We start from the raw sequence: 15,922 nt of genomic DNA on the forward strand, positions 1-15,922 counted from the left end.
CCCGCCGGACTCAGCTCGCCTCCGGCCCCGCGACCGCCTCTGCCCCCGCGACCTGTTCGGTGCTCGACTCCGCCTGTCCGACCGGCGATTCCGCGTCGGGCAGCTGAGCCACCAGGTACTCGGCGAGACCACCGATGGTCGGATAGTCGAAAACCGCGGTGGCGTTGATCGTGAACTTGCCACCGAACTGACTGTGCAGTCGGTTGCGCAGTTCGATCGCCATCAGCGAATCCGTGCCCAGGTCCAGGAACCGACTGGTCGCCGCCGGCGGCTGCGCGAGCCGCAGGAAATGCTGCACCTCGCGTTGCAGGAACTCGGTCACGAAGCCCGCGCGCTGCGGCACGGGTATCTCCATCAGCTGCTTGAGCAGCTCACTGTCACCGGTGACTTCCCCGACGGCACTGGGCAATACGAGGTCGAGAATCGGTGGGCGCGAACTGCCCAGCACCTTCGCGGCACGCTGCCAGTTGGCTTTGAGGACGGTGGCCTGGCCGGTCCCGTTCGCGACGACTTCGGCCAGCGCGCTCAGCGCCGCCGAGGGTTCCAGCGGAATCAGGCCTTGCGCGGTGATATTCGCGATTGCGGCCTCCGACGAGGCCATGCCGCCCTGGGCCCAGGGGCCGAAGTTGACACCCGTGGCGGGCAGGCCTTGCGCCCTTCGTTGCGCGACCAAACCGTCGAGCAGGGCGTTGGCCGTCGCGTAGTTGGACTGACCGGGCGACCCGAACAAGCTGGACACCGAAGAGGACACGATGAAGAAGTCCAGCTCGTCGTCCTTCGTCAGCCTGTCTAAGTGGCAGGCACCGAACGCCTTGGGCGCCAACGTCGTCCGGAATCGCTCCAGGCTCTGTGCAGACAGCAGCGCGTCATCGAGCACCCCGGCCAGATGCGCCACACCCGCGAGCGGTGGCAGTTCCGCGCGAATCCGCTCCAGCAGCTTCTCAACCTCGGACTCGTCGCTGACGTCGGCCGCGAAGACATGGACGCGGCATTTGAAGCGCTCGGCGATCTCCTCGATTGCGCGTTGTGCGTCCACATCGGGTTGGCGCCGGCTGGTCAACACGATGTCACCGGCACCGAGTTGGGCCAGATACGACGCCGTGTGCAGGCCGATGGCTCCAAGTCCGCCGGTGATCAGGTAGCTTCGATCTGTCCGTGGCGCAAGCGGATTCGGTATCTGCACCACGATCTTTCCGATGTGCCGGGCCTGCTGCATGCGCCGGAACGCGGCCCTCGCCTCGGTGAGCGGGTAGATCTCGGCGGGCAGTGGCGCCCACTCCCCCTTGCCCAGTCCCTCCGACACCTCGGTCAACAAGCCACGAATACGCTCGGGCTCCTGGAAGGTCACCGTGTCCAGCGCCACAATCTCGTAGGCGATATCGGGGCGGACCTGCGCCATCTGCTCGGGCGTCCAGATGTCACGCTTGGCGATCTCGGCGAACCGGCCATTCTGCGCGGTGGCCCGCACGGTCGCTTCGAGGAATCCTTCGTTCGTCAGGCTGTTGAGCACCACGTCGACCCCGGCACCGTCCGTGTCCGCGAGGATCTGGTCGGCGAAATCCGTAGTGCGCGAGTCGTACACGTACTGCACGCCCAGCTTGCGCAGCGTCGCGCGCTTGTAGGTGCTGGCGGTGGCGAAGACGGTGGCACCGCACTGCTGTGCCATCTGGATCGCTGCCAAGCCGACACCACCACTGGCTGCGTGGATGAGCACCCGATCGCCGGGCTGCACCTGCGCCCAGTCGAACGCGAGCCGGACCGTCAATGCCGCAGCGGGAATGGTCGCCGCGGCCACCGCCCCCACCCCGTCGGGAATCGGCGCCAGCAACTGGGCCGGCACATTGAACCGGCTGGCGAACGCACCCTGCATGAAGCCGTAGACGCGCTGGCCCACCTCGAGTCCGGTGACGCCGCCGCCCAATTGGGTGACCGTCCCGGCGAAGTCGCCGCCGATCGGGCCCGGATCACCCGGGTAAAGGCCAAGGACGTTGAGCACATCCCGGAAGTTGAGGCCGGCGGCCTCCACCCGAACCTGCACGTAGCCCTCGTCCGGCGCCGATACCTCCGCCTCGGTCAGCCGCAGGTTGTCGATCGCGCCGCGTTCGGTGGGCGCCAGGATATAGTCCGACGAGCGAGGCACCGTGAGATGACCGCTGCGCGACCATGGCAACAACCGAGACGCCAGCAGCTTGCCTTGGCGCAAAGCGAGTTCCGGCTCCTCGAGGGACGAGCCCGGGGTGGCCAACAGACCGGCCAACGCTTGCACGGCTTCCTCGGATCCGTCACAGTCGACGAGCTTGCAGTGCAGAGCCGGTTCCTCGTTGATGGTGGTGCGCCCGAAGCCCCACAGCGCCGCCTGTACCGGATCAACCGGCTCGCCGGATTCGGTGGCCACACCTCGTTCGGTGGTGATCCACAGTCCGCCGGGCAGTTTCACCTCGCCGCGTTGCATCGTGTGTACGGCGCTGAGCAGGTTGGCGATCTCCGTCTCGAGCCGCGCCGCGCTCTCGGGACTCGACTCCGTTCCGGTGGGCGCGGCGCTGCGCCAGACGACTCCGGCGAACGGCAGACCACGCTCGTGGGCCTGTGCCAACAGCTCACCCAGCAGCTCCGGATCAGTATTCCGGTCGAAGGGAATGCAGCCCGCGACTTTGCCCGCCAGTTCTTCGAATCCGGCGATCAGCCAGGTGCCGCTGACACTGCCGGCATCGTCGCTCGGCACCGGCAGCGGCACCTCGTGCCAGCCGAGGGTGTAGAGCAGCCGAGTAGCGTCGCCACCCAGGCCGCGCAGCAAGGCTTCGCGGGGTGCCCGTTTGACCGTGAACTCGCGAATTCCCCCCAGGTGCCGGCCATCTCGGTCCAGGTACTCGAGGTCGAATACCTGGGTTTCGCTGTCCAGCGCGCTGGCATGCCACTTCGCCCGGCAGTAGAACCGCCGCGGCATCTTCTCCCGCAGGGTCACCTGCCCGTACCGCAGCGGCAGGAACAGATCGTTGACACCCTGTTCGGCCGCGAGAAGTGCCGGGAATGCCGGGAAAGCGACGCCGGTGCACAGGTCCATCAGCACCGGGTGCATCGGCTCGGCCCCGAGTTGCTCGGCGAGCTGTTCGCCGACGACGATGTCACCGATCGCCTCGCCGTCACCGAGCCACAGCGACTTCAGCGAACCCGACCAGGTCGGGCCCCAGGACAATTCCAGGTCGGCGAAGGTCTCGAACAACTCTTGCGGCCGCATCCGGTTCAACCGCTCGAGCGCTTCGTCGACCGGATCATCTTCGGATTCCGGCTCACCGTCGGCACCGGCGACCACCGCACCTTCGGCGTTCAGCGACCATTCGGCGCCGCGTTCACCATACGGTCGGCTGTGTACCTGGAATTTCCACCCGTCACCGTCCTCGTGCGGGTGCAGTGTCAGCTGGACCTCACGAGAACTCTTCTCGGGCAGGATAATCGGCTCGTAGAAGAAGACATCCTTCGCCCGCGCCGGAGTACCGACCGCGGCCAACGCCATCGCGGCATACGTCGCCCCGGGGACGACGACGGTGCCGTAGATGACGTGGTCGGCAAGCCACGGCTGAGACTTCACCGACAACCTGCTGGTGTAGACGGAGTCACCGGAGGCGAGGTCTTTCGCACTACCCAGAATTCCGGACACGGCCGGTCCATCGATCGCGATTCCGGACGACTTGGGCCAGAACCGGCGGCGCTGGAACGGATAGGTGGGCAATTCGAGTCGGCGACCGTTCGGCCGATGCAGCGCAGCGAAATCGGGGCGGTGCCCACCGACGTACGCCGCGGCCAGCGCGTCGGCGATCTGGCGCCGGTCGGCCACGCCCTTACGCAGCGAGACGATCGCGCGCGGTGCGGCCAGGTGCTCCGGCCAGACCTGCACCGCGGCCGCGGTCAACACCGGTTGCGGGCCGATCTCCATCACCACCGAGCAGCCGAGCGCCGCCACGGTGCGCACGCTTTCGGCGAACTGCACCGGCTGGCGGGAATGTCGCCGCCAGTACTGGGCATCGAGCGGGGTCTGGGCCGTGAGCACGGCGCCGGTGCGGTTGCAGACCAACGGCAACGTCGGTGCGGCAAATTCGAATTGCGCTGCGTACAACTCGAATTCGTCGAGCACCGGATCCAGCAGTTCGGAGTGGAAGGCGTGGCTGGTGTCCAGCCAGGTGCAGCGAACCCCCTCGTCGCTGAACTTGGCGACGATCTGTTCGAGATCGTCGCCCGGACCCGAGAGCACCGTGTTGGGTCCGTTGTAAGCGCCGACCGACACCCGCGGGAACTCGCCGGCGATCTGCTCGGCCTGCTTGGCGTCGGTGAACACGGCCACCATTCGCCCGCCTTCGGGCAGACTGCCGAACATCCGGCCACGTTCGGCCATCAGCCGCGCGCCGTCCTCGAGGCTGAAGACGCCGGCCACACAGGCCGCCGCGTACTGGCCCACGCTATGCCCCAGCACCACGTCAGGCTCGACGCCCCAGGACTGCCATAGCCTCGCCAGGCCCATCTCGATGGCGAAAAGCGCCGGCTGGGCGAACGACGTGTGCCGCACCGCTTCTCCGGCTTCCCTATCCGCGGCGAACAGCACCTCCAGCAACGGGCGGGGCAGCATATCCTCGATCGCGGCCGCACACCGTGTCACGGTGTCGGCGAAAACTGGCTCGGTGTCGAACAATTCGCGTGCCATACCGGGATATTGGCTGCCTTGCCCGGTGAACAACCACGCCGTTGTCGGGTGGTGGGCGTGCTCACCACGGACTACGCCGGGCCGCAGGCGGTTCTCGGCCAGTTCGGCCAGGCCCTCACGCGCGCCCTCGATCGAATCGACGACCAGCGCAGCGCGGTGCTCGAAATGCGAACGACCCGTGCCCGCGGTGAGGCACACATCGGCGAGGTCCGCATCCGGGTGGGCACTCAGCCACGCCTCATAGCGTTGCGCCAACGCCACCAGCGCTTCCGGTGATCGGGCGGACAACGCGAGCACATTGACCTCGCCGCTGTCGACGACCGCGGCGTCGTCCGCCGAGTCCGACGGGTCTTCGACGGCCGATCCGGTGCAGGCCGGCGCCTCCTCGATCAACACGTGTGCGTTGGTGCCGGTAAACCCGAAGGAGCTCACGCCGGCGCGCCGCGGCCTGCCGTTGGCCTGCCACGGGGTCGACTCGTCCACCACCCGCACCGGCAACGACTCCCATGGGATATGCGGCGACGGTGTGTCGAAATGCAAGCTCTGCGGCAGCAATTCGTGCTGAAGGGACAGCACGACCTTGATCAGACCCGCCGCGCCCGATGCCGACTCGGTGTGTCCGATATTGGTCTTCACCGATCCCATCAGCAACGGCCGGTCCGCGCTGCGCGAACCTCCGTATACGGCCGCGGCCGCCTGCACCTCGATAGGATCACCCAGCGGGGTACCGGTTCCGTGCGCCTCGAGGTAGTCGACATCCCCGCCCACCAGACCGGCGCGGCTCAGCGCCGCCCCGATGAGTCGTTGCTGCGCACCACCATTGGGTACCGTCAGACCACTTGAAGCGCCATCGGAGTTGACCGCGCTGCCCGGAATGACGGCGAGGACCCGATCGCCGTCGCGCTCCGCGTCGCTGCGCCTCTTGAGCACCAGAATTCCGCAGCCTTCACTGCGCACGTAGCCGTCGGCGGAGGCATCGAAGGTCTTGCATCGGCCGACCGGCGACAGCATCCGGGCGCGCGAGGCCGCAATCACGGTCACCGGAGAAAGCAGCACGTTCACGCCGCCGGCCAACGCGAGGTCGCAGTCACCGGCATGCAATGCCTGGCACGCCTGATGCACGGCAACCAGGGCCGAACTGCACGCGGTATCGACGGCCACCGCGGGCCCTTCGAGCCCGAGCGCGAAGGCGACCCGGCCGGCAATGGCATTGAGCGCATTGCCGGTGATGAAGTACGGCTCGATCTTGTCGATCGGCTCCGCGGACAGCAGGTGCGCATACTCGTTGGCGGCCACCCCCGCGAAGACGCCGGTTCGGCTGCCACGTAACGCACCCGGCGCGTACCCGGCGCGTTCCAGCCCCTCCCAAACGGTTTCGAGCATTAGTCGCTGCTGCGGTTCGATCCAAACCGCCTCGCGCGGTGAGATGCCGAAGAATTCCGGATCGAATCCGTCGATCTCGTCGAGGAATCCGCCGAAGCGCGTGTAGGTCTTGCCCGGTGTCTCGGGGTCCGGATCGTAGAACTCGTCGATGTCGAAGCGGTCCTCCGGAACTTCCCGGATCGCATCGACACCGCTGGACAGCAACTCCCAGAAGGCTTCCGGGTCGGGCGCGCCGGGGAATCGGCACGACACCGCGACGATCGCGATCGGTTCGTCCGTGCGCGTCGTCACCGCTGCCACCGGCCGAGGCGACGACTGCACGCTGAGCTCGAGAACATCGCCGAGCAGGTAGTCGGCCACGTCGGACAGCCGCGGGTGATCCATCACCAGGGTGATGGGAATCTCCCGGCCGACCCCGTGCTCGATCCGGCGCCGTAATTCGACGGCCATCAGTGAGTCCATGCCGAGGTCGAAGAAACCCGCGTCCTCGCGGATCTCCGCGACATCGACCCGCGTCACCTCGGCGACCGCGTCACGCAGGTAATCGGTGAGCAGCCGCTTACGTTGCTGCAGTGGGGCGTTGGTCAGTTGCTCGACGAGTTCGGTCTTCCCCGACGCCGTCACGGGCGGCACCGCACCGGGCACCTCGCGCTCCAACTCCGTCAAAAACGCCCGTCGGCCGGCCTGCTCGTAGAGCGGCAGGAAGCGGGCCCAGTCGATCCGGGCCACCACGCCCTGCGCCGACGACGACGCGGCGGCATCGGCCAGCCCCGCCAGCGCATCGGCGGGCGACAGCGTACGGATCCCGCGCTTATCCAGTCGCGCACGGGACTGGGCGTCGGCCATACCCGCCGACCAGGGACCGAAGTTGACGCTTGTCCCCGAGACGCCTCGTTCGCGCAGGCGCCAGGCCAGCCCGTCGAGGAACGCGTTGGCCGCGCCGTAGGCGGTCTGACCGTATCCGCCCCATACCGACGCGATCGAGGACGTGCTGAGGAAGAAATCGAGCCGCAGGTCGGCCGCCGCCTCGCTCAGATGCCAAGCACCCCAGACTTTCCCGGCGAAGACGCGGTCGACTTCGGCGTCATCGAGGTCACTCAGCGGGGTGGTGCCGATCTCACCGGCGGCGTGCACGATGCCGGCCAACGGCGGCTGCAGACCGGCCAACAGCCGGGTGACGTCGTGCGCGTCGGCGACATCGGCGGCGATGGCTCGGATCTGGCAGCCATGCTGGGCAGCCAGTGCGTCGATGCGCTTTTGCGCGGCTTCGCCAGGCGAACGACGGCTGGTCAGAACGAGATGCTTGGCGCCTTGGGCGGCCAGGTAGCCGGCGATCTCCAGTCCGATCGAACCCAGCCCTCCGGTCACCAAATACGTTGCATCAGCACGTATTTCCAGCGGAGTTCCGCTCGGCTGTGGGTCCCGTCGAACCAGCCGCGGCACGTAGACGGTTTGATCGCGCAGCGCCACTTGGTCTTCACGCGACGCCGAATCCTGCGACGTCGAGATCCGGCCGAGGAGACGGGCCCACTCGTCGACGGTGCCGTCGGCCAGATCCGCCAGTCCGCCCCACAGCTGCGGATGTTCCAGCGACGCGGCACGCCCGAATCCCCACAGCGAGCTCTGCTCCGGCACCACGGTGTCCCCGTCAGTGACCCGCTGCGCGCCGCGCGTTACCAGCCAAATGGGGGCGCGCAGGTCGGCGGCGACGGCGGCACGGAAAAGGCGCCGCGTTCCGCCCAGGATCCGGTGTTGCATCCGCAACAGTGACTGCATCGACGACGCGGCCTGCCCACCCAGATCCGCATCCACCGCCGCAACGCTGACAATGCGCAGCGCCGAATCCGCCTGTGCCGCAGCGCGCAACGCATCGGCGAACTGATCCTCCTCGGCGTCGGACATCGGCAACCCGAGGAACCGATACCGCTGTCCGCGGGCGACGAGTTCGTCGACCAACGGCTGCAGGGCCGGAGAGTCCTCACCGATCAGCAGCAGCTCCTCGCCGGCTTGCGCGCGGGACGGCGCAGCGGGCACTTTCTCCCACCGAATCTCGTAACGGTCGTCGGCGATAGATCGGGTAGTTCGTTCTTGATTATGTTGTGCCGCAAGCTTCGTCAGCACGCGCAGGATTTGAGGATCGTCGCCGTCGGCGTCGAGCAGGGCCGCCAGTTCCTCGATCCGGCCGTCCTCGAGCAGACGGACGGCTTCGGTAGGTGGGCCGCCGGGCTGCTGCTGGTGGTCGGGGCGGTCGCGGTCGTCGCGGAACCAATATTGGCGACGCTCAAACGGATAGGTGGGCAGATCCAGTTTGCGCGCCTGCGCCTGCCGCAAGGCGGCGAATTCGGGCAGGTGGCCCAACACGTACGCCTCGGCAACGGCTTCGGTGATTTGTCGGTGGTCGGCGGTGTTGCGCCGCAACGATGCGATCGCCCGCGGCGCGGTGGCCGGCTCGGGCCAGCAGCTCAGCGCCGCGGCGGTGAGCACCGGTCGTGGGCCGACCTCGAGCAAGACCTTGCAATTGAGCCCGGCGAGGGTGTGCGCGCTTTTGGCGAATTGCACCGGTTGGCGTGCGTGCCGCCGCCAGTAGGCACCGTCGAGCTTCACGCTGCGGCCGAGCGCGGCGCCGGTTCGGTTGTCAATCAACATCCGTTGTGGTGCACCGTAATCGAACCGATCCGCAAACGACTCGAATTCGTCCAGAATCGGGTCGAGCAGCGCCGAGTGGAACGCGTGGCTGGTGTCGAGCCACTCGCACCGGACACCGTCGGCAGCCAGTCCCGCAACGGCTAGTTCCAAATCCGCTGCAGGCCCTGACAATACGGTATTCGCGCCGTTGTAGGCGGCGACCGACAGGCTCGGGAAGTCATTGGTCAGGTTCTCGACACGCTCGGCGGCGGTGAACACTGCGACCATCCGGCCACCTTCGGGCAAGCTCGCGAAGAGGCGGCCGCGTTCGGCCATCAGCACCGCGCCATCCTCGAGACCGACGACGCCCGCGACGCAGGCCGCCGAATACTGGCCGACGCTGTGGCCGAGCACGACGTCCGGCTCGAAGCCCCACGACTGCCACAGCCGGGCCAGGCCCATCTCCACCGCGAACAAGGCGGGCTGTGCGTAAGAGGTCTGCCGCAGCGTCGCTTCGCCATCGGGGCCGTCGATATCGAAAACAACGTCCAGTAACGGCTTTTCGAGAATCGAAGCGACCGCTGCCGCGCAGCGGTTCAGCGTCTCGGCGAACACCGGCTCGGTGTCGAACAACTCCCGGGCCATGCCGGGGTATTGGCTGCCCTGCCCGGTGAACAGCCACGCGGTCTTCGGGGTGTCATGGGATTCGCCGCGGAACAAACCGGGCGCCGGCCGGTCGTCGGCGAGTGCGCCGAGGAGCTCCATCGCGGATTCTCGCGAGTTAACCACCAGCGCGGCGCGGTGCTCCAAGTGCGCTCGCCCCGTGCCCGCGGTGAAGCACACGTCGGCCAGGGAGGCCTGCGGGTGGGTGCTCAACCAGCTGCGGTACTCGCCGGCGAGCCGCACCAATGCGGCGGGGGTTCGGGCCGAGAGCGGAAGAATGCGCAACCGTCGGTCCCCGGGCTGCTCGACCGGAACCGGTGCGGCCAGCGGTGCTGCCGCGTGCGGTGGCGCTTCGGAGACAATGACGTGCGCGTTGGTCCCCGCGAACCCAAAAGAGCTGACCCCGGCAATGCGCGGCCGACCGTTGCGTTCCCAGGCAGTGGCCTCGTCGACCACCCGCACCGCAAGGCGGTCCCAGGGAATGTGCGGCGACGGGTTCTCGAAGTGGAGGTGCTGCGGCAGCAGCTCGTTCTCGAGCGAGAGAATGACTTTGATCACACCGGCGATACCCGCGGCCGCTTCCAGGTGACCGATGTTGGTCTTCACCGACCCCATCAGCAGCGGTTGGTTGGGTTCGCGGCCGGCGCCGAGCACCTCACCGGCGGCCTGGGCCTCGATGGGGTCGCCCAGCGATGTCCCGGTGCCGTGCGCTTCCAAGTACCCGACGTCGCGGGGTTGGAGGTCGGCGCGCTTCAACGCCTCGGCGATGACCCGTTGCTGGGCAACGCCGTTCGGCACCGTCAATCCACCCGATGCACCGTCCTGGTTGATCGCGCTGCCGCGGATCACAGCCCGAATCCGGTCACCGTCGCGAATCGCGTCGTCCAGGCGCTTGATCACGATGACGCCGCATCCCTCGCCCCGAACATAGCCGTCGGCGGCCGCGTCGAATGTCTTGCACCGGCCGTCCGGCGCGAGCATGTGAGCACTGGAGAACGTGATCATGGTTGCCGGCGTGAGCAGAACGTTCGCCCCCCCGGCCAGCGCGAGGTCGCATTCGCCGAGGCGAAGCGCTTGGCAGGCCTGATGGATCGCCACCAGCGACGAGCTGCACGCCGTGTCGACGGCGACCGCGGGACCCTGCAGCCCGAGTCGATAGCTGATTCGGCCCGCCGCAGCGGCATTCGAGGTACCGATGGCCATGTAGGCCTCGATCTCGGGGTAAGTCAGCTCGTCGGACGCCATTCCGAGGTAGTCGTGGGTCGCCAGACCGACGAAGACGCCAGTGTTGCTGTTGGCCAGGGCCGTTGGCGCAGTGCCCGAATGCTCCACCGCACGCCATGCCGTCTCCAGCAAGATCCGGTGTTGCGGGTCCATCAATCTGACCTCGCGCGTCGACATGCCGAAGAACGGCGCGTCGAAGCCCGTCACGTCATCGACGAATCCGGCACGACGGGTCACGACCTTGCCCGGTGCGCCCGGTTCCGGGTCGAAGAATTCGTCGACGTCCCAGCGGTCCCGCGGCACCTCGGATATCGCATCCCGGCCGTGCCGCAACACATCCCAGAACTCATCCGCATCCGCGGCACCCGGAAACCGAGCGGCGTAGCCGACGATCGCGAAACCCGAAGCCGGCTCGTCCAGCTCTTCGACGGATGCCATTTCCTTGACCTCCCCTGCGTTGGCGGATGAAGACTGGATCCCCACGGGCGGTTGCGCTTCAGAGTCATTTTCCGAAGGCCAGCACTGCAATCGCAGCACCCCCACCGCGCAACGACAGCCACTGTGTCCGCCGCTCTGCGTCTCCCGCCCGGGCGTTCGATCGCCACAACCGCACGCCGGATCCGTCAGTGAGTGTAGGCCGTGGACCGCGCGTGTCTGCGGAGGCAATCGCCCGGCGGGTTATCTTGGTGGCGCCGCCAGTGGCCGGACGGGGACTGTTTACACCGAGGGGGACGTAGTTTTGCGCATCGGGAAAATTACGATCGGCGCGCTCGATGATTGGACGCTGACCCCGGGCTCCGTCACCTCGTGGCACCCGACGGATGCGGCAAAAGACAAGGTCCGACAAGCGCCGGTCAGCTCTGTGCCCGTCAGTTACATGCAGCGCCAGCACCTTCGGAATTACTGCGAACGGACGGCGGCGGGGCTGAACTTCTCCCGGCAGATCATCGCGACCTGTGAGTTAGCTGGGACTTGTGATGTCGCGGCGATGAACCACGCGGTCAACGCCTATCTGCGGCGACACGACACATTCCGCAGTTGGTTCGCACAAGCCGACACCGGTGAGTTCGTCCGGCATACCCTGCACGATCCGGCGGATATCGAGTTCGCGCCAATCGACCACGGCCAGATGACCGTTGACGAAATACACGCTCATGTCGTGGCCATACCAAACCCGTTGCAGTGGGGCTGTTTCACTTTCGGGATCATCCAGAACGAGAGCCATTTCACATTTTTTGCCGCCATGGATCACGTGCACGGGGACGCGACGCTGATCGGCACCACGATGATGGAAGCCAACGGAATGTATTCGGCCCTGAGCAGCGGCGGTGCGGCGCTGGCTCTCCCCGATGCCGGTAGCTTCGACGAATTCTGCATCCGCGAACACGAGTACACCTCGACATTGACCGTCGATTCGCCCGAGGTGCGTGCGTGGATCGACTTCGCCGACAACAACAATGGCGGGTTCCCTGAGTTCCCGCTACCACTGGGCAACCCGTTGGAGTCCAGTCGAAGTCAGATGACCTCCGAACTTCTGATGGACGTGGCCCAGACGGAGCGATTCGAATCCGCCTGCACCGCCGCCGGTGCACGCTTCGTCGGTGGCCTGTTCGCCTGCTTCGCCCTGCTCGAGCATGAATTCACCGGCGCCCTGACGTATTACGGACTCACGCCTAGAGATTCGCGCACCGCCGCCGACAATTTCATGACACAGGGCTGGTTTACCGGATTGATTCCGATCACCGTGCCCATCGCGGCCGCGTCTTTCGGTGATGCGGCATGGGCCGCACAGGCCTCCTTTGATTCCAGTCTGGACATGGCGAAGGTGCCGTACTACCGCGTACTGGAATTGGCGCCGTGGCTGCGCTGGCCGCAGCCAAACTTTCCAGTGTCGAACTTCTTTCATGGCGGCGCCGCTCCGCTCAATGCGATTCTCGCCGCGGCCGAGTTGGGCCTCGCGGACAATATCGGGATCTATCCCGACGGCCGGTACTCCTATCAGCTGACCATTTACGTATTCCGGTACGGCGAGGGCACCGTCATGGCGATCATGCACCCCGACAATCCGGTCGCCCTGAAATCAGTCAGCCGCTACATGGCGGCTATGAAGTCCGTATGCGGCCGCGTCGCCGGCAGTGGGCACTGGGGGCGCGTCGCGTAGCGTGGGTCCATCCGAGGCTAGGGCTTTTCTCAAGTGCGCGAACTGCGGTCGCGCACGGTATGAACGAGCGCGGCGTGGCAGAACGCCGGCAAGCGCCGCCGGCGGGCACACCCGACCGCGCCGACCAGGGGCGAGGGCGATATGCGACGGCTGACCGATTTCGTGGTGCGGTGGCCCTGGGTAGTGATCGGGGCCTGGGTCGCGGCCGCGGTCGCTCTGGCACTGACTTTGCCCTCGCTGGGGGAGATGGCTCAGAAGCATCCGCTGGCGCTCCTGCCCGATGATGCCCCCTCCAGCGTCACCGCGCGCGAGATGACCAAGGCTTTTCACGAATCGGGTTCCGAGGACCTGTTGCTGGTGGTCCTGACGGACGACAAGGGGCTCGGCCCCGCCGACGAAGCCGCGTACCGCTCCTTGGTGGACACGCTGCGCCACGACACGCGAGACGTCGTGATGGTGCAGGATTTCATCAGCACGCCGCCGCTGCGCTCGGTCGTGACCAGCAAGGATCACAAGGCATGGGTGCTGCCGGTCGGCGTCGCCGGCGAGCTGGGCACGCCGCAGTCCTACGCCGCGTTCAACCGGATCAGCGACACCGTCAAACACTCCCTCGCCGGAACGCCCGTGACGGTCAACCTCACCGGCCCCGCGGCGACCGTCGCCGACCTCACCGTCGCCGGCGACAGGGACCGGCTTCCCATCGAGCTGGCGATCGCCGTGCTGGTGCTGATCGTCCTGCTCGTGATTTACCGCAGTGCGGTCACCATGCTGCTGCCGTTGCTGACGATCGGGATATCGCTGGTCATCGCGCAGGCCGTGGTGGCGGCTTATTCCCTATTCACCGGAGCCGGCGTCTCGAATCAGTCCATCGTTTTTCTGAGCGCCATAATGGCCGGCGCCGGTACCGATTACGCGGTCTTCCTGATCAGTCGCTATCACGATTATCTGCGCTCGGGGGCGGATTCCGATCAGGCGATCAAACGCGCAATGATGTCGATCGGCAAAGTCATCGGCGCATCCGCGGCCACCGTCGGCATCACTTTTCTGCTGATCAGCTTCGCCCGAATGGGCGTGTTCAAAACGGTCGGTGCGTCGTCGGCGATCGGGGTCGGCGTGGCCTTCCTCGCCGCGGTGACATTGCTGCCGGCGATTCTGGTGATCGCGGGGCCGCGTGGCTGGGTCAAGCCGCGTCGCGAATTGACGGCCCGATTCTGGCGGCGGTCGGGGATCCGCATCGTGCGCCGGCCCAGGGCCAACCTGGTCGCCAGTGTGCTGGTGCTGATCATCCTGGCCAGCTGCGCGGGGCTGGTGCGTTACAACTACGACGACCGCAAGGCCCTGCAGGCGTCCGCTCCGAGCTCCGCAGGGTATGCCGCGCTGGACCGTCATTTCCCGGTGAATCAATCCATTCCGGAGTACATCCTCATCCAGTCGCCGCATGATCTTCGCACGCCGAAGGCCCTGGCGGACTTGGAGCAGCTGGCGGACCGAGTCAGCCAACTGCCGAATATCGCCGCGGTCAGCGGCATTACGCGACCTACCGGAACCGTGCCCGAACAATTCCGGGCCACCTATCAGGCGGGCGCCATCGGCACCCTGCTGGCCGGCGGGTCCACCATGATCAGCGACCACACCGGTGACCTCAACCGCCTGGTCGCCGGGAGCGGCACGCTGGCCAACAGCCTGAGCGAGGTCCGCGGTCAGGTCAGCCAGCTCGCGGCCAGCCTGGAGGAACTGCAAAGCGCCTTCTCGTCGGCGAAAAGCCAGTACAGCGGCGACGCGCTGGTCAAACAGGTCGACATCGCAGCCCAGCTCATCGATCACGTCAACTCGCTCAGCAACGCGATGGGCTGGAATTTCTCGGCGGCCAAGAACGTGTTCGCCTGGATAGGCCCGGTGCTGGCAGCGCTGCAGGGCAACCCGATCTGCGATGCCGATCAATCGTGCAGCGCGACCCGCGGGACGTTCGAACAGCTGGTGGGTTCCCGCGATCAAGCGGACCTCGACGCGATCAACGATCTGGCCCACCAACTGCAGGATTACCAGGACAAAAGGGCGCTGAAGGCGTCGACGGACCGGGTGCGCGCCGCGTTGGGGAAGCTCACCAAGGTGATGCACTCGATGGGCATGGACAAACCCGGTGGCCTGCAAGCGAATTTGAACAGCGTGCAAGACGGCGCGAACCGGCTCGCCGGCGGCAGCCGGCAAATAGCCGACGCCGTGGCCCAGCTCGTCGACCAAGTCAAACAGCTAGGTTCCGGGCTCGGCGAGTCCGCGGCATTTCTGTTGTCACTGAAACGCGATGCGGCACAGCCGGCCATGGCCGGATTCAATATCCCGCCCCAGCTGCTGCAGTTAGAGGAGTTTCGGAAAGCGGCCAAGGTATTCATCTCGCCGGACGGCCACTCGGTGCGGTATCTGGTTCAAACCAAACTGAATCCGTTCAGCACCGAAGCGATGGATCAGGTCAACGCGATCACCGCGGCCGCCCGCGGAGCACAACCGAATACCGCGCTGTCCGACGCCACGATTTCGATGGCGGGGTACACGGTCGGTTTGAAGGACACCCGTGACTACTACCAGCACGACATCAGGTTCATCATCGCGGTCACCCTGCTCGTCGTCCTGGTGACCTTGGTCGCGCTGCTTCGTGCGATCGTTGCGCCGCTGTATCTGGTCGCTTCCGTGGTCATTTCCTACTTGTCGGCGGTCGGTATCGGCGTACTGACCTTTCAATACGTACTGGGTCAGCAATTGCATTGGAGCGTGCCACCGCTGGCGTTCGTGGTGCTGGTAGCGGTCGGGGCCGACTACAACATGCTCCTCGTCTCGCGAATGCGCGAGGAGTCCGGACACAGCATGCGCTACAGCATCATTCGTACGCTCAGTTCGACTGGCGGCGTGATCACCGCGGCCGGCCTGATCTTCGCCGCGTCGATGTGCGGACTGTTGTTCTCCAGCATCGGCACCGTGGTGCAGGGCGGTTTCGTGATCGGTGTGGGGATTTTGCTGGACACCTTTTTGGTGCGCACCGTCACGGTTCCCGCCATCGCTGCGCTGGTCGGGCGGGCGAATTGGTGGCCATCGCGAGTGGGCGTGCGCCGACGCGCCGAGCCACAGCCCGGTTAGGGGGTACGCATGATCTATGTGAGACTACGAGACGAATCCGAGCG

3 protein-coding genes are annotated in these 15,922 nt (G+C 66.4%); 2 read left to right on the plus strand and 1 reads right to left on the minus strand.

The window, feature by feature from the left end; all coding sequences use genetic code 11:
- Positions 1 to 10 precede the first annotated feature (10 nt).
- Positions 11 to 11,026 (minus strand): type I polyketide synthase, encoded by an 11,016-nt coding sequence (locus AC5Y5O_RS05530; protein WP_500024105.1) that lies wholly within the window; start codon positions 11,024 to 11,026, stop codon positions 11 to 13.
- Positions 11,027 to 11,327: 301 nt separating this feature from the next.
- On the opposite strand from AC5Y5O_RS05530, the gene AC5Y5O_RS05535 reads away from it, so the two are divergent.
- Complete coding sequence (locus AC5Y5O_RS05535) at positions 11,328 to 12,749, plus strand: condensation domain-containing protein (protein WP_096289252.1); 1,422 nt, start codon at positions 11,328 to 11,330, stop codon at positions 12,747 to 12,749.
- A gap of 141 nt (positions 12,750 to 12,890) precedes the next feature.
- Positions 12,891 to 15,878 (plus strand): MMPL/RND family transporter, encoded by a 2,988-nt coding sequence (locus AC5Y5O_RS05540; RefSeq protein WP_165796435.1) that lies wholly within the window; start codon positions 12,891 to 12,893, stop codon positions 15,876 to 15,878.
- Positions 15,879 to 15,922 lie beyond the last annotated feature (44 nt).

Source organism: Mycobacterium sp. NGS40 (assembly GCF_059812735.1).

Excerpts from the sequence above, each read along its gene's own strand:
- AC5Y5O_RS05530 (WP_500024105.1), bottom strand. The coding sequence starts at position 11,026 with ATGGCATCCGTCGAAGAGCTGGACGAGCCGGCTTCGGGTTTCGCGATC.
- AC5Y5O_RS05540 (WP_165796435.1), top strand. The coding sequence starts at position 12,891 with ATGCGACGGCTGACCGATTTCGTGGTGCGGTGGCCCTGGGTAGTGATC.